The following is a 14,287-nucleotide window of genomic DNA, read 5'->3' as shown; positions in this document are numbered from 1 at the left end:
GCCGGCGCGCTGTTCGCGGTCACGCCGCGAGGTCCGCGCGGCGGGCGGCGGCGACCGCGATCCGGGCGGCGAGGTCGGCGTTGCGCAGGATGATCCGGACGTTGACCGCCAGGCTCGCGCCCTGCGTGGCCGAGTGGAAGTGCGCCAGCAGGTACGGCGTCACGGCCTTGCCGCTGATCCCGTCGCGCTCCAGCCGGGCCAGCCCTTCGGCGAGCGTACGGTCGTGCAGCTGCGGATCCAGCTGCTCGTCGGTGGGCAGCGGGTGCGCGACGACCAGACCGCCGTGCTGGACCCCGTGCTGCTCCCGAGCGGCCAGGATGTCGGCGATCAACTCCGGGGAGTCGGCGGACCAGTCCAGGTCGAAGCCGCTGTCGGTGATGAAGAAGCCCGGGAACCGGCGAGTGCGGTAGCCGACGACGGTCACCCCGAGGGTTTCCAGGCGTTCCAGCGTCGCGCCCACGTCGAGGATCGACTTGACCCCGGCACACACCACGGCGATCGGCGTCGAGGCCAGCGCGACCAGGTCGGCCGACTCGTCGAAGGTCTGTGCCGCCTCACGGTGCACCCCGCCGAGGCCACCCGTGGCGAACACCCTGATCCCCGCGGCGGCGGCGAGCGCACTGGTCGCGGCCACCGTGGTGGCGCCGTCCGCGCCGGTCGCCGCAGCCACGGCGAGATCGCGTACGGAAAGCTTGGTCACGCCGTCGGCGGTGGCCAACCGGGTCAACTCGGCGTCGTCGAGGCCCACCACCAGCTCACCGGCGACCATGCCGATGGTGGCCGGCACCGCCCCCGCGTCCCGGACGGCCTGTTCGATCTGGCGGGCCACCGTCAGATTGTCCGGTCGGGGCAGGCCGTGCGAGACGATTGTGCTTTCCAGCGCGACCACTGGACGGTGTTGGCGCAGCGCCTCGGCCACCTCGGTGCCGTAGCGAAGATGAAAGTTGGTCACAGTCGCCCACCGTACTGCCGGCACGCCGCGTACCTCAGGTGGACCGGGGTCAGGTGACCTGCCAGACTTGTGGGTTGGAGGTGTAGACGTGAGTGCACAGGTTCTCGAGCGTCCGGAACTGAAGGACGCCGACACTGGTCCGGAGATGTTCCACTACGTCCGGAAGGAAAAGATCGCCGAGAGCGCCGTCATGGGCACGTTCGTCGTGGCGCTGTGTGGGGAGAAGTTTCCGGTGACGAAAACCCCCAAACCGGGCTCGCCGGTCTGCCCGAAGTGCAAGGAGATCTACGACTCGTACACCGAGTGAGCCCGCGTCGGCCGCGTAACCTGCGGCGGTGACCACCTCCACCGCCCTTCTCCTGGCCGACCTGGCCGGGGTCGCGGTCTTTGCCGCCTCGGGTGCTTCCGCTGCGGTGGCCAAACGGCTCGACCTGTTCGGTGTCGTCTTCGTCGGCTTCGTCGCCGCCCTCGGTGGCGGGATCGTCCGTGATCTGGTGATCGACGAGGTTCCGCCGCTGGCCTTCGCCGACTGGCGGTACGCGACCACCGCCGCAGTGACCGCCGGGGCGATCTTCTGGCTGCACCCGCAGTTCGCCCGGCTCCGTACCACCGTGCTGGTGCTGGACGCGGCCGGGCTCGGCCTGTTCACCGTCGCCGGTACCCTCAAGGCCCTCGACGCCCAGGTGCCGCCGGTGGGCGCCTGCCTGATCGGCATGATCACCGCGATCGGCGGCGGACTCTGTCGCGACCTGCTGACCGGCGAGATCCCGGTCGTACTGCGGCGGGAGATCTACGCCGTGGCGGCGCTCGCCGGTTCGATCGTGGTGGTTCTCCTCGACGGCCTGGGATACGCCGGGCCGATCCCGCTCGTCGCGGCGGTGCTGCTGGTCTTCGGCGTACGCCTGGTGGCCTTGCGGCGCCGCTGGTCGGCGCCGGTGGCGGCGCTGCGGCCACCACCCCGCACCGGCGGCATTCCCGGCCCACCCGACTAGGGTCTGCCGGTTGCAGTGGTGCACGGCACCCAGCGCCGGTGTGGCGTCGAGTGGGGCTCGGGGCCGCTGCTGGTTATGCTGAGTCGGCCTTCGCGGCCATCGGTGCGCGGAGGCGTTTTCATGGGGCGGCTGACGTGCCCCTCGGCCCGGTTCGTAGGCCTGCGGTCGGGCCATCGTGCGCATCGGAGAGGAGCTAACGCGTGGCAGCCCGGACGCCGGCGCTCGAGTCGTTCCCGCCCCTGCGCGCCTGGCAGCGCAAGGCATTGGTGGAGTACCTGCGCCGACGCAGCGAGGATTTCACCGCGGTCGCCACGCCTGGCGCGGGTAAGACCACCTTCGCCCTGCGGATCGCCGCCGAACTGCTGGCCGACGGCACCGTCGAGGCGGTCACGGTGGTCGCCCCGACCGAGCATCTGAAGATCCAGTGGGCGGAGTCCGCGGCCCGGGTCGGCATCCAGCTCGACGCCGCGTTCCGTAACGCCGATCTGCACTCCTCGGCCGACTTCCACGGCGCGGTGGTCACCTACGCGCAGGTCGGGATGGCCCCCCACGTGCACCGGCGGCGCACCATGACCCGGCGAACGCTCGTCATCCTGGACGAGATCCACCACGCGGGCGATTCCCGTACCTGGGGCGACGGGGTGAAGGCCGCCTTCGAGCCCGCGGTACGCCGGCTGATGCTGACCGGTACCCCGTTCCGCTCGGACGACAACCCGATCCCCTTCGTCAGCTACGAACGCGGCGAGGACGGTCTGCTGCGCTCCCGGGCCGACTCGGTCTACGGCTACTCCGACGCGCTCCGCGAGGGCGTGGTGCGACCCGTGCTGTTCCTGGCGTACTCGGGGGAGACCCGGTGGCGCACCAACGCCGGTGAGGAGTTGGCGGCGCGGCTGGGGGAGCCGATGACGCAGGATCTCGTCGCCCAGGCGTGGCGTACCGCCCTGGACCCGGCCGGTGACTGGATGCCGCAGGTGCTGCGCGCCGCCGACGCCCGGCTGAGCGTGCTCCGGGAGGCCGGCATGCCGGACGCCGGTGGCCTGGTCATCGCCACCGACCAGCAGGCCGCCCGGTCGTACGCCAAGCTCATCGAGCAGGTGACCGGGGAGAAGGCCGCCGTGGTGCTCTCCGACGACGTGGGCGCCTCGGCCCGGATCGCGACGTTCGCGGCCTCTGAGCAGCGCTGGCTGGTCGCGGTGCGGATGGTCTCCGAGGGGGTGGACATCCCCCGGCTGGCCGTCGGGGTCTACGCCACCAGCGCCAGCACCCCGCTGTACTTCGCCCAGGCCATCGGGCGGTTCGTCCGGGCCCGCCGGCCGGGGGAGACCGCGTCGGTCTTCCTGCCCAGCGTGCCGCACCTGCTCGGGCTGGCCAGCGAGATGGAGACCGAGCGGGACCACGTGCTCGGCAAGCCGAAGGACCGGGAGGGCTTCGACGACGACCTGCTGGAGCGGGCCCAGCGGGACGAGCAGGCCAGCGGCGAGTTGGAGAAGCGCTTCGCCGCCCTGTCGGCCACCGCCGAACTGGACCAGGTGATCTTCGACGGCGCCTCGTTCGGTACGGCCGCCCAGGCGGGCACCCCGGAGGAGGAGGAATACCTGGGGTTGCCGGGCCTGCTGACCGCGGACCAGGTCGCCGCGCTGCTGTCCAAGCGGCAGGCCGAGCAGTTGGCCGCCCAACGCCGCCGCGCCGCCGAACGGCAGTCCGAGGCGTCGGCCCCGGTGGCGGCCCCACCGGCCCCGATGAGCGCCGCCCAGCGCCGGGTGGCGCTGCGCCGACAACTCAACGCCCTGGTCGCCGCCCGCCACCACCGCACCGGTCAACCCCACGGCAAGATCCACGCCGAACTCCGCCGCCTCTGCGGCGGCCCCCCCAGCGCCCAAGCCACCATCGAACAACTGGAAGAACGCATAGCCACCGTCCAAACCCTCTAACCCAGGTCTGGCCCGCCGCTTCCTCCCGTTGCTTTCGCCCCGGTGATCAAGAGGTTTGCGTCGCGACACCGGGGTGAGCGCGACGCAAACCTCTTGATCAACAAGTGCGAGGGTGGGTATAAAGCGGCCGGAGGCATCCTTTGGATGCCTCCGGCCGCTTATGTCGGGTTATGGATCTCAGTTGGAGATCAGGTCGGCACCACGCCAGGAGAACTCCGGGTCCGTCGCGTACCGCACGGTGATCTTCACGAGATCCTCGGCGTACTTGTTGGCGTGGTGTCCACAGAACACCAACTCACTGCCACCCGCGAGGGTGATCCGAAGCTTGCCAGCGGCATTGCAGCGGTCGCACCGTTCATCGGCGGCCGGGGGGCTCACCGTCTCGGGCGGCGGCGTGAGGGTCGGGGTCATCGCCTTCCTCCTCTGGTCGTCACCGATGAACACTCTCTTCGGTCTTGGTCACCTATCGTGCAACACCCATGTCGGGCCTCGCCTTCCCTGTGTGCCCCCGGGGGACCGAGGTCACACCTGGCACCGACAGTGTGCCGTGCACCCAGGGTGCCACGTCAACGATCACATTCGTGCAACCGCCTGATCACCATCCGGCGTTGACGCCAGGTGATCAAAACGACACGATCGGTTGACGATTGCTGATCAGTCGAGGTAGTCGCGGAGTACCTGGGAACGGGACGGGTGGCGCAGCTTGGACATGGTCTTGGATTCGATCTGTCGGATGCGCTCCCGGGTCACGCCGTAGACCTGCCCGATCTCGTCCAGGGTGCGCGGTTGCCCGTCGGTCAGGCCGAACCGCAGGCGTACCACACCCGCCTCACGCTCGGACAACGTCTGGAGCACCTGCTGGAGCTGATCCTGCAGCAGCGAGAAGGAAACCGCGTCGACCGCCACCACAGCTTCGGAATCCTCGATGAAGTCACCGAGCTGGCTGTCGCCCTCGTCGCCGATGGTCTGGTCGAGCGAGATGGGCTCCCGGGCGTACTGCTGGATCTCCAGCACCTTCTCCGGTGTGATGTCCATCTCCTTGGCCAGCTCCTCCGGGGTGGGCTCGCGGCCCAGGTCCTGGAGCAGCTCGCGCTGGATCCGACCCAGCTTGTTGATCACCTCGACCATGTGCACCGGGATGCGGATGGTGCGGGCCTGGTCGGCCATGGCGCGGGTGATGGCCTGGCGGATCCACCAGGTGGCGTAGGTGGAGAACTTGTAGCCCTTGGTGTAGTCGAACTTCTCGACGGCGCGGATGAGGCCGAGGTTGCCTTCCTGGATGAGGTCGAGGAAGGCCATGCCACGACCCGTGTAGCGCTTCGCGAGCGAGACGACCAGCCGGAGGTTCGCCTCCAGCAGGTGGTTCTTCGCCCGCTCGCCGTCGCGGGAGATCCAGAGCAGGTCACGCTGCATGTCGCGGGCGAGCTTCTCCTCGCCCTCCTCGGCGGCCCGCAGACGCTCGGCGGCGTAGAGGCCGGCCTCGATCCGCTTGGCCAGCTCCACCTCCTGCTCCGCGTTGAGCAGCGGAACCTTGCCGATCTGCTTGAGGTACGCCCGGACCGAGTCGGCCGAGGCGGTCAGCTCGGCGTCCCGGCGGGCCTGCTTGAGGGCCTCGGACTCCTCGTCGTCCCACTCGAAGTCGTTGTCGCTGGCGGAGCTCGCCGCGTCGGCCTCGGCAGCCTGGGCCAGCTCGGCCGGCTCCTCGACCACCACGTCCTCGATCTCGGCGGCGAGTTCCTCGGGGTCGACGTCGCCCTCGGCGCCCTCGCCCTTGGCCTTGCCGGCCGCCTTGGTGGGCTTCGCCGCGCTCGCGGCGGCCACCGTCGCCTTGGTGGCCCGGGTGGACTTCTTGGCCGGTACGGCGGCCTTGGCGGCCACCTCGGCCGTGGTGCCGGTGGTCTTGCGCGAGGTCGCCTTACGGGGCGCCGGCGCGGTGGCCTCCTCGGCCGCGGGCGCCTGCTTCGGGGCAGGCGGTGCCGCCTTCTTGGTGGTCTTGGCGGTGGTGGCGCGGGAGGCCGGGGTCGCGGAGCGAGCGGCGGCGACCCGACGGCGGGTGCTGGCCGAGCCGTCGACCACCACGGTCACTCCAGCCTCGGAGAGCGCCCGCAGGATCTTCTTGGCCTGGGCCGGAGTCACCTCGGCGGACTCGACGGTGCGCGCGAGCTGGGCCGACGTGAGCTGGCCGCCGGCGCTCTGCGCGTGGGCGATCAGGGTGTCGGTGAGCGAGCGAACGTCGGCGCCGGTCTGGCGGGGTTCTGTCACGAATGACCTTCCGGAGGCGAAGAGCGAGCACGGCCGGATCGTCCGGCGCAGAGTGGTGCACCGTGCCGGGCGATGTGGTTGAGGAACCCCCGTGTCCCCGGCCGACCGGTCGTTCGGTCGTCCGTGGCGCGTGGGCAGGGGTGAATTGTAACGCCGTCTGCGGCGATCATCCTGCGCCGCACGGCTGATCGGCGACCGGGGCCGCCGATTCGGTGTGCTTGTGGACTTTGTAAGGATGATACCCGCGTGCGACCCGGATACCCGGCCGTGCGGGAAGGGGACGGATGATGGATCGCTCGTCGGCACCGGAACTGTTGGAAATCGCGGTCGACGTGGCCCGGGACGCCGCCGCCACGGCGTACCGGATGCGGGCCGAGGGTGTCTCGGTCACGGCGACCAAGAGCACCGTCACCGACGTGGTGACCGCCGCCGACCGGGCCGTCGAGCGCCAGATCAGCGACGCGCTGCGGCGGCTGCGGCCGGACGACGCCATGTTGGGCGAGGAGTACGGCGCGGCGGGACCGGGCAGCGACGCCTCGACCCGGGTGCGCTGGATCGTGGATCCCATCGACGGCACGGTCAACTACCTGTACGGGCTGGCGCACTCCGCGGTCTCCATCGCCGCGGAGGTCGACGGCGAGGTCGTGGCGGGTGTGGTGCGCAACATCCACACCGGCGAGGAGTGGACCGCCACGCTCGGCGGCGGCGCCTGGCGGGACGGCCGACGGCTGCGCTGCTCCACCGAGACCGACCTCGGACAGACGCTGGTGATCACGGGATTCGGCTACGACCCGGCCCGCCGAGCACACCAGGCCCGGGTGGTGGCCGAGCTGATCCCGCACGTGCGGGACATCCGTCGGCTCGGTGCCGCCGCCATCGACCTCTGCCTGGTCGCCGAGGGCCGAGCCGACGCCTACTACGAGAAGGGGCTGGCGGCCTGGGACCAGGCGGCCGGAGCGCTGGTCGCCGCCGAGGCCGGTCTGCGGGTCGGTGGCCTCGGCGGGCGCGCACCCGGCCCGGACATGGTCATCGCCGCACCGCCGGCGATCTTCGCCCCGCTGCACGATCGCCTGGTCGACCTGGACGCCGACGGCGGACCCTGACGCCGTTCGGCGGTCATCGTCGAGCCGGTCGTCTCGCGTCGACCCGCCGGTGCCGGCCGGCCGGTTGAGCAGCGATTCGACCGGGCGGCCGGTGAGATCCGTCCGTCCGGTCGAGCGCGCTGTCCACGTCACGGGATTCGAGTGGCCGGGTGGCCGGAGTCAGTTGTCGACCGGCATCGGGCAGGAACCCGGCGGTGCGACCGGCGCGCCGAGGTCACCGATGGACTGGTTGACCTCGGTGGTGGTGGCCAACTGCTGGAAGCTGTTGCCGAGGACGACGTCGACGACGTCGTCCGGACGCTCGACGTCGTACTCCAGTGCGGCGTTGCCCAGGAAGTACGCCCGCAGCAGGTGGGCCGACCCGACGCCCTTCGGGCCGTAGCGCAGCACCGCCACGTCGTCGATCTGCTTCTTCTCGTTTGCTTCCTTCTCCACCTGGAAGTCGCGGTTACGGAAGTCGTCGCCGACGCTGGCGGCCAGACCGGGGCGGTCGGTGCCGTTGTACACGCGGATCTTGACGTCCTTGTGGTCGCGAAGGGTCACATCGGCGCGGGGCCAGTCCTCGGGGCACCCTTCGGCGGTACCGGCGTTACTCTGGGTGTCCCGGACGACGGCGATCACGACGAAGACCAGGGCGACCACCGCCAGCGTGCCGACGATGACGAGTGCTCGCACTCGCGCAAAGCTCATCAGGGGGCTCCCGGGCAGTGTTGGGTGGCGGCGACCGACGACGGTCGGGCCGGCGGCCGTCTGGTACGCCGCTGAGGTTAACCGTTGTCCGACCGTCGCGTGGAAACAGTCCGACATGCCGGCGCGCCATCCGAGAAGCGGGTAGTACTACCCCTATCTTCGTGTCGCCTGAGTCACATTGGGAACAAGTTCCCGCGCAGGGGCGTACATCTCAGCCACGAGGGCGGTATACATGCCTCGCCCAAAGGGGGGGTAGGGTTCCGCGCTCGCCGGGAGATTCTCTTGGCGGACTGGCCCGAGCGGTCGTCGGGTCGGGTGGCCGACACTAGCGGTGGCCGGCCAGCGGAACCGAAACAGCGTCGTCCGGCGTTACAACCGGAAGCGACAACATCGAAATGGGAGAGTGAAACCGATGGCCACCGACTACGACGCCCCGCGCCGCGACGAGGTCGACCTCGGCGAGGACAGCCTGGAAGAGCTGAAGGCCCGGCGTGTCGACTCGCAGTCGGGCGCCGTGGACGTCGACGAGGCCGAAGTGGCTGAGAGCTTCGAGTTGCCTGGTGCTGACCTGGCCGACGAGGAGCTGACGGTCAAGGTGCTGCCGATGCAGCAGGACGAGTTCCGCTGTGCTCGCTGCTTCCTCGTGCACCACCGCAGCCAACTGGCGGTCGAGCGCAACGGCGAGCTGATCTGTCGAGAGTGCGTCTGACCGAACGTACGACACCACCGCACAGCGGCGGCTTCCCTGGGGAGCCGCCGCTGCCCGGCTCGGCGAGCGCCGCGCCGATCGACCTGCTTCACTCGTAATGGGGTGGCCGCCGTGCCGGCGGTCGTCCAGCCGGGGAGGTCGGGGCAGTGAACGAACGAACCATCGGCGTGCGGCGGTGGCGTCACCGGGTGGCGCGCGACGGAGCGCCGGCATGAGCGAGTGGAGCGCGGGCATCGACGACGGCGGTGCCGACGAACTGGGTACGACGGTCGCCGCCCTGACCGCCGACGAGATCGAGCCCGCCAAGCGGCGTCAGCTGCTGGGGCGACTGGTCCGGCAGGCCCGGGCCCGTGGCGTGGGCGGCCTGTTCAAGCCGAAGACGGCGCTGCGCTGGATGACCGACACGGTGGCCGAGATCGCCCCGCACGTGCCGATCCGTGACCTGGCCACCCTGCGCCGGCACTTTCCCGACCTGGACAACGAGGCGCTGGCCGATCGGCTGGTACGCAACGCTGCCCGGGCGACCGCGGGCATCGGTGCGGCCGGCGGGGGCGCCTCGGCCGTCCAGTGGACGGTCACGCCGACCCTGCTGTCCGCGCCGGTCCTGCTCGCCGCCGAGACGGTCGCCGTGGTGGCCATCGAGCTGAAGCTGACCGGGGAACTACACGAGATCTACGGCGCGCCGCTGCCGGCCAGTGGTGCCCAACGCGCCGTGGCGCTGATGCAGGCCTGGGCCAACCAACGCGGGGTCAATCCGATGGTGCCCGGGGTGGGCATCGGTGCGGTGCTCGGCACGGCCGCCCGCCGCGAGCTGCGGGACACGCTGCTCAAGCGCTTCGGCCGGAACCTGACCACGCTGGGGCCCTTCCTCACCGGCGCCGCGGTGGCGAGCTACCTGAACCGGCGGGCCACCCGTACCCTGGCCGACCAGCTCCGCTCGGACCTGCGCCGACAGCGGCGCAGTCTGCCCGGCTCCCCACCGACCGTGCCCGGCCCCCCGCCCGCACTACCCGGCCCCTGACCCGCCCCCACGACACCGCTCGACCCCTGACAGGTGCCCGGTCGCTGACCGGGCCGGCCGGGGTGTCAGCGGGTCGCGTCGCGGGCGGCCAGCAGGGCCTCGGCCAGCTCCACCGGGTGGCGGGTACTGACCACCCAGAACGGGGTGGGGTCGTCCGGATCGTCGAGGACCACCTGGACGGCGCCGGAGATCCAGGGCCGTTGCACGACGAAGGCCAGCGGATCGGCTCCGACACCGAGCACCTCACGACGCCCCTCGGCGTCCAGGGCGACGACGTCGGCGACGAACCGCACCGGCAGCCGGGCGTCGTCGACCCGGAACTCGCTGTCGGCCACCGCGATCCGGATCCGACCCAGCCAGGCCAGACCGGCGGCAGCGGCCGGCAGCAGCACGACGAACGGCAACCAGGCCCGTACGCCGGTCGCGCCCATCCACAACTCCACCGCGAGCAGGGCGGCGGTGGCCAGTCCGGCCAGCCACAGCCACCAGGGCAGCCGGAGCCGCTCGGCGTACGCCGGGACGGATGGTGCGGTGTGGGAGGGTGACACGCTCACTCATACCAGGGTACGGCGCGCGACCGCCGGGGTACCGGGCAGGATGGCAGGGTCACCCCGGCGCAGATGACGAAAGAGGGAACCGTGACCGACGTGGTACCCGTGCTGGTCCGGCAGCTCGACCCCGAGCTGCCGCTGCCCGCGTACGCCCATCCCGGTGACGCCGGTGCCGACCTGGTGGCGGCCGCCGACGTCGAGCTGCCACCCGGCGGCTGGGCGCTGGTGCCGACCGGCGTGGCGATCGCGCTGCCCGAGGGGTACGTGGGCCTGGTCCACCCCCGATCGGGGCTCGCGGCCAGACTCGGCGTGACGGTGCTCAACGCGCCCGGTACGGTCGACGCCGGCTACCGGGGTGAGATCCTGGTCAACCTGATCAACCATGATCGGGCTGTGCCAGTGAAGATCTCCCGAGGCGACCGGATCGCACAACTCGTTGTGCAACGGGTGGAACGGGCGGCCTTCCAGCCGGTGGCCGAGCTGCCCGCGTCCGGACGCGGTAGCGGTGGGCACGGCTCCACCGGCGGACACGCCGGTCTGGTGCCGCCGCGGGCGACCGACGGCGCGGACGGAAACGATGGCACGGTGAGTGTGAACAGCGGAGGATGGACCCAGTGATCTTCTCCCGGAAGCGAGCCACGGGACGGCACGCCAGTGACGAGCGGGCTGTCGAGGCCCCGGACACCGTCGAGGCGGCTCCGGCCGAGCCCGCGCGCGGCCCGTACGACGTCAGCGAGGCACCCGCCGGGGTGCAGCGGCTCGACCTGGGCAGTATCCAGATTCCGGCGGTGCCCGACGTCGAGGTGCGGGTGCAGGCCGACCCGCAGGGCGTGATCCAGCAGGTCGTCCTGGTGCACGGGCAGAGCGCCCTGCAGCTCGGTGTCTTCGCCGCCCCGCGCAGCGAGGGGATCTGGGACGAGGTGCGCGAGGAGATCCGCCAGTCGCTGTTCAACGACGGCGCCGCCGCGCAGGAGGTGACCGGCGAGTACGGCACCGAGCTGCGGGCCCGGGTCCGTACCGAGGACGGTCTGACCGACCTGCGGTTCGTCGGCATCGACGGGCCGCGCTGGATGGTCCGCGCGGTCTACCAGGGCGAGGCGGCGACCAATCCGGCGGCGGCCGGAGCGTTGGCCCGGTGCATGGAAGGGCTGGTCGTGGATCGCGGGATGGAGGCCAAGCCGGTACGCGAGCCGCTGCCGCTGCGGCTGCCGCGTGAGGCGGGCGAGCAGGCCGCCGCCGCGGACGCGGCACCCGGCGCGAGCTGAGGGGCGTCTGCCGTTGCGCACCGTCCGGGCGTACCTCGTCGGCATCGGGACGGCCTCGCGTCGGCGTACGCTGGCGTGAGTCGTCCCGGTCCCGCCGGGGCGGCCGGGTGCCGGCACGGGTCGGCCGGTGTGGAGAGGGTGACGCGGAGGTCATGACCACCGACGAGGGTCAGGGTTCGCTGCGGCGGATGCTGCGCCGGTTCACCGCCAGCGAGGCCGAGATCGAGGCCCAGCAGTTGCAGCAGGAGAGCGCCCGCTGCGGCGGGGTGCCGGTGACCCAGTGCATGCGCGGTCAGGTGGTCTCCGTCGCCGGACGGTTGCGTACCGTCGTCTACACGCCCCGGACCAACCAGCCGGCGCTGGAGGCGGATCTCTACGACGGCAGTGACGTCGTCACCCTGGTTTGGCTCGGCCGGCGACACATCACCGGGATCGAGCCGGGACGACACCTGACCGCGCGGGGGCGGGTCGCGCTGCGGGACGACCGTAAGGTGATCTACAACCCGTACTACGAGTTGGAACCGTCGACGTGACGCCTGCGGCCCGGCGGATGAGAGACTGGCCGGACATCCCGGCACGACAGCACCGACTGCCTCGGAAAGGCGGGCGATGACCACCGGACAGCAACCGGCCACCCAACCGGACACCGGCCCCGGCGACGAGGAGCGGCTGCCCACCGTCGCCGAGCAGATGGCCGACCAGCTCGGCGGTTGGCGGGGGCTGGTCGAGTCCAGCATCCCGGTCGTGGTCTTCGTGGTCGTCAACATCGTCGGCGCGCTGCGCCCCGCGGTGATCGCCTCGGTCGGCGTGGCGGTGCTCATCGGTGGGCTGCGGCTGGCCCAGCGCAAGCCGGTGCGGCACGCCGTCAACGGGCTGTTCGGCATCGGCATCGGTGCCGCCATCGCCTGGCGCACCGGCGAGGCCCGCGACTTCTACCTCCCCGGCATCCTCTACGGCATCGGGTACGGGCTGGCCCTGCTGGCCTCCGCGGCGATCCGTCAGCCGCTGGTCGGCTGGCTCTGGTCGGTGCTGGTGGCCAAGGGCAGCTCCGCCTGGCGGGACGACCCGAAGCTGGTGCGGACCTTCACCGGGCTGACCGTGCTCTGGGGAGTGGTCTGGCTGGCCAAGGTAGGTGTGCAGGCCGCCCTCTACCTCGCCGAGCAGGACACCGCGCTCGGCGTGGCCCGCCTGGCGTTGGGTTACCCGCCGTACGTCATGCTGCTGTTGATCACGGTCTGGACGGTGCGTCGGGTCACCCGCAACAACGAGCCGACGCCGCTGCCCGGCAGCTGACCGGCGCAGCCGCGCCGCTTAGCGTGACTCGCGGGTCCGCTCGACGCTGTCCGGGCCGAGCACCACCGCGCGGACCGCGTCCTCCACCTCGGTGGTGCAGACGAAGATCAGCTCGTCGCCGGCCTCGATCGGATCGTCCGGGCTGGGCACCAGCACCCGCTTGCCACGCAGGATCGCCACCAGCGCGGCGTCGCGGGGCAGCGGCACCGCCCGCAACGGCTGACCGACGTACGGCGCGGTGGGCGGCAACGTGATCTCGACCAGGTTCGCCTCGCCCTGTCGGAACGTCATCAGCCGTACCAGGTCGCCGACGGTCACCGCCTCCTCGACCAGGGCGGCCATCACGCGCGGCTTGCTGACCGCGACGTCCACGCCCCACTGCTCGGTGAACAGCCACTCGTTCTCGGCCCGGTTGATCCGGGCGACCACCCGGGGCACCGCGAACTCCGTCTTGGCCAGCAGCGAGACCACCAGGTTGGCCTTGTCGTCCCCGGTGGCCGCGACCACCACGTCGCAGCTGGCCAGGTCGGCCTCCTCCAGGCTGGTCAGCTCGCAGGCGTCGGCGAGCACCCAGCGGGCGTCCGGCACCCGTTCGGGCCGCAGCATCCGGGGCTGCCGCTCGATCAGCATCACCTGGTGGCCGTTCTCGATCAGTTCCTGGGCGATGGAACGGCCCACGTTGCCCGCGCCGGCGATGGCGATCCGCATGATCACTGCCCCCCGTCCGGTGCCGCCGCGATCTCGGTGACCGTCGCCACCATGTCGTCGGTCACCAGCATGAAGATCTGGTCACCCTCCTGCACCACGCTGGAGGCGGTGGGCAGGGTGCCGATGCCGAAGCGCAGCAGGTAGGCCACCCGGGCCCCGGTGGCCTGTTCCAGCCGCTGCACCCGATGCCCGATCCACTCCCGGTGCACGGGCACCTCGATGATCGACACGGTGCTGGTCGGGTCGCGGAAGATCTCCACGTTGCCCTCCGGCAGCAGGTGTCGCAGCATCCGGTCGGCGGTCCAGCGCACCGTCGCCACGGTGGGGATGCCGAGGCGCTCGTAGACCTGCGCCCGCCGCTGGTCGTAGATGCGCGCCGCCACCCGGGACACCCCGAACGTCTCCCGCGCCAACCGCGCCGAGATGATGTTGGAGTTGTCGCCGCTGGAGACGGCGGCGAAGGCGTCGGCCCGCTCGATGCCGGCCTGACGGAGCACGTCGCCGTCGAATCCCGCCCCGGTGACGGTGGTGCCGGCGAACTCGGGGCCCAGCCGGCGGAACGCGTCGGCGTCCTGGTCGATCACCGCCACCGAGTGACCTCGGGACTCCAGGTTGTGCGCCAGGGTCGAGCCGACCCGGCCACAGCCCATGATCACGATATGCACGCCGCCCTCCCAAGGTGCGCCCGTCACCGCGAGCCTGTCACGTCCTGACGCCAGGCGGGGACCGACGGTACTCCGCTCACGTTCGACACCCGCACCGACCTCAGCCCGGTCCAGGACGACGGGAGTGGCGGCGTCAGCCGTACGC

17 protein-coding genes are annotated in these 14,287 nt (G+C 71.4%); 10 read left to right on the top strand and 7 right to left on the bottom strand.

What is annotated here, in order from left to right; translation table 11 throughout:
- Positions 1 to 19: 19 nt before the first annotated feature.
- Positions 20 to 952: a pseudouridine-5'-phosphate glycosidase gene (locus JMF97_RS00755; RefSeq protein WP_203219770.1), complete on the bottom strand. Its 933-nt coding sequence runs from the start codon at positions 950 to 952 to the stop codon at positions 20 to 22.
- An 88-nt stretch (positions 953 to 1,040) separates the two neighbouring features.
- Between JMF97_RS00755 and JMF97_RS00750 the strand changes: the two genes are divergently transcribed.
- The 3 genes from JMF97_RS00750 to JMF97_RS00740 all read left to right on the top strand — a co-directional run bounded on the left by JMF97_RS00750 (position 1,041) and on the right by JMF97_RS00740 (position 3,875).
- Positions 1,041 to 1,259, top strand: a complete 219-nt coding sequence (locus JMF97_RS00750; protein ID WP_013732293.1) for a DUF3039 domain-containing protein — start codon at positions 1,041 to 1,043, stop codon at positions 1,257 to 1,259.
- Positions 1,260 to 1,287: 28 nt separating this feature from the next.
- Positions 1,288 to 1,944 carry a trimeric intracellular cation channel family protein gene (locus JMF97_RS00745; RefSeq protein WP_203219769.1) on the top strand — a complete coding sequence of 219 codons (657 nt, stop codon included), beginning with the start codon at positions 1,288 to 1,290 and terminating at the stop codon, positions 1,942 to 1,944.
- 200 nt (positions 1,945 to 2,144) lie between these two features.
- Positions 2,145 to 3,875, top strand: a complete 1,731-nt coding sequence (locus JMF97_RS00740) for a DEAD/DEAH box helicase (RefSeq protein WP_203219768.1) — start codon at positions 2,145 to 2,147, stop codon at positions 3,873 to 3,875.
- Positions 3,876 to 4,052: 177 nt separating this feature from the next.
- Here JMF97_RS00740 and JMF97_RS00735 read toward each other — a convergent pair whose 3' ends face one another.
- On the bottom strand, positions 4,053 to 4,286 hold the full coding sequence (locus JMF97_RS00735) for a DUF7455 domain-containing protein (RefSeq protein ID WP_013732296.1): 234 nt from the start codon (positions 4,284 to 4,286) through the stop codon (positions 4,053 to 4,055).
- Between the two features lie 243 nt (positions 4,287 to 4,529).
- A complete protein-coding gene (locus JMF97_RS00730; protein ID WP_013732297.1) occupies positions 4,530 to 6,137 on the bottom strand; it encodes an RNA polymerase sigma factor in 1,608 nt (535 codons plus the stop codon).
- Positions 6,138 to 6,421: 284 nt separating this feature from the next.
- Between JMF97_RS00730 and JMF97_RS00725 the strand changes: the two genes are divergently transcribed.
- Positions 6,422 to 7,240 (top strand): inositol monophosphatase family protein, encoded by an 819-nt coding sequence (locus JMF97_RS00725; RefSeq protein ID WP_203219767.1) that lies wholly within the window; start codon positions 6,422 to 6,424, stop codon positions 7,238 to 7,240.
- 159 nt (positions 7,241 to 7,399) lie between these two features.
- Here JMF97_RS00725 and JMF97_RS00720 read toward each other — a convergent pair whose 3' ends face one another.
- Positions 7,400 to 7,915 carry a LytR C-terminal domain-containing protein gene (locus JMF97_RS00720; RefSeq protein ID WP_203220270.1) on the bottom strand — a complete coding sequence of 172 codons (516 nt, stop codon included), beginning with the start codon at positions 7,913 to 7,915 and terminating at the stop codon, positions 7,400 to 7,402.
- Positions 7,916 to 8,342: 427 nt separating this feature from the next.
- On the opposite strand from JMF97_RS00720, the gene JMF97_RS00715 reads away from it, so the two are divergent.
- Together JMF97_RS00715 and JMF97_RS00710 are read left to right on the top strand one after the other, a co-directional pair.
- Positions 8,343 to 8,639: a DUF4193 domain-containing protein gene (locus tag JMF97_RS00715; protein ID WP_007075406.1), complete on the top strand. Its 297-nt coding sequence runs from the start codon at positions 8,343 to 8,345 to the stop codon at positions 8,637 to 8,639.
- Between the two features lie 211 nt (positions 8,640 to 8,850).
- Positions 8,851 to 9,660: a hypothetical protein gene (locus JMF97_RS00710; RefSeq protein ID WP_203219766.1), complete on the top strand. Its 810-nt coding sequence runs from the start codon at positions 8,851 to 8,853 to the stop codon at positions 9,658 to 9,660.
- A 65-nt stretch (positions 9,661 to 9,725) separates the two neighbouring features.
- Here JMF97_RS00710 and JMF97_RS00705 read toward each other — a convergent pair whose 3' ends face one another.
- The gene (locus tag JMF97_RS00705; RefSeq protein ID WP_203220269.1) at positions 9,726 to 10,208 is read right to left on the bottom strand and encodes a DUF3093 domain-containing protein; all 483 of its coding nucleotides are present in this window, start codon (positions 10,206 to 10,208) and stop codon (positions 9,726 to 9,728) included.
- Between the two features lie 90 nt (positions 10,209 to 10,298).
- On the opposite strand from JMF97_RS00705, the gene dut reads away from it, so the two are divergent.
- The 4 genes from dut (at position 10,299) to JMF97_RS00685 (ending at position 12,769) form a co-directional block, all read left to right on the top strand.
- Positions 10,299 to 10,829, top strand: coding sequence for a dUTP diphosphatase (gene dut, locus JMF97_RS00700; protein ID WP_013732302.1), 531 nt, complete (start codon positions 10,299 to 10,301; stop codon positions 10,827 to 10,829).
- A complete protein-coding gene (locus JMF97_RS00695) occupies positions 10,826 to 11,476 on the top strand; it encodes a DUF3710 domain-containing protein (protein ID WP_203219765.1) in 651 nt (216 codons plus the stop codon). Before dut ends, JMF97_RS00695 begins: the two co-directional genes overlap by 4 nt.
- Before the next feature lie 152 nt (positions 11,477 to 11,628).
- The gene (locus JMF97_RS00690) at positions 11,629 to 12,009 is read left to right on the top strand and encodes an OB-fold nucleic acid binding domain-containing protein (RefSeq protein WP_102657226.1); all 381 of its coding nucleotides are present in this window, start codon (positions 11,629 to 11,631) and stop codon (positions 12,007 to 12,009) included.
- Positions 12,010 to 12,085: 76 nt separating this feature from the next.
- Complete coding sequence (locus JMF97_RS00685) at positions 12,086 to 12,769, top strand: DUF3159 domain-containing protein (protein WP_013732305.1); 684 nt, start codon at positions 12,086 to 12,088, stop codon at positions 12,767 to 12,769.
- An 18-nt stretch (positions 12,770 to 12,787) separates the two neighbouring features.
- Here JMF97_RS00685 and JMF97_RS00680 read toward each other — a convergent pair whose 3' ends face one another.
- Entirely contained in the window at positions 12,788 to 13,477 is a 690-nt protein-coding gene (locus JMF97_RS00680) for a potassium channel family protein (RefSeq protein WP_203219764.1), read from the bottom strand.
- Between the two features lie 2 nt (positions 13,478 to 13,479).
- Complete coding sequence (locus tag JMF97_RS00675; RefSeq protein WP_102657154.1) at positions 13,480 to 14,142, bottom strand: potassium channel family protein; 663 nt, start codon at positions 14,140 to 14,142, stop codon at positions 13,480 to 13,482.
- Positions 14,143 to 14,287: the final 145 nt, after the last annotated feature.

The sequence above is a fragment of the Micromonospora fiedleri genome, from assembly GCF_016774385.1.
Lineage (GTDB): Bacteria > Actinomycetota > Actinomycetes > Mycobacteriales > Micromonosporaceae > Micromonospora > Micromonospora gifhornensis.
This window is presented reverse-complemented; position numbering and strand designations above follow the sequence as displayed.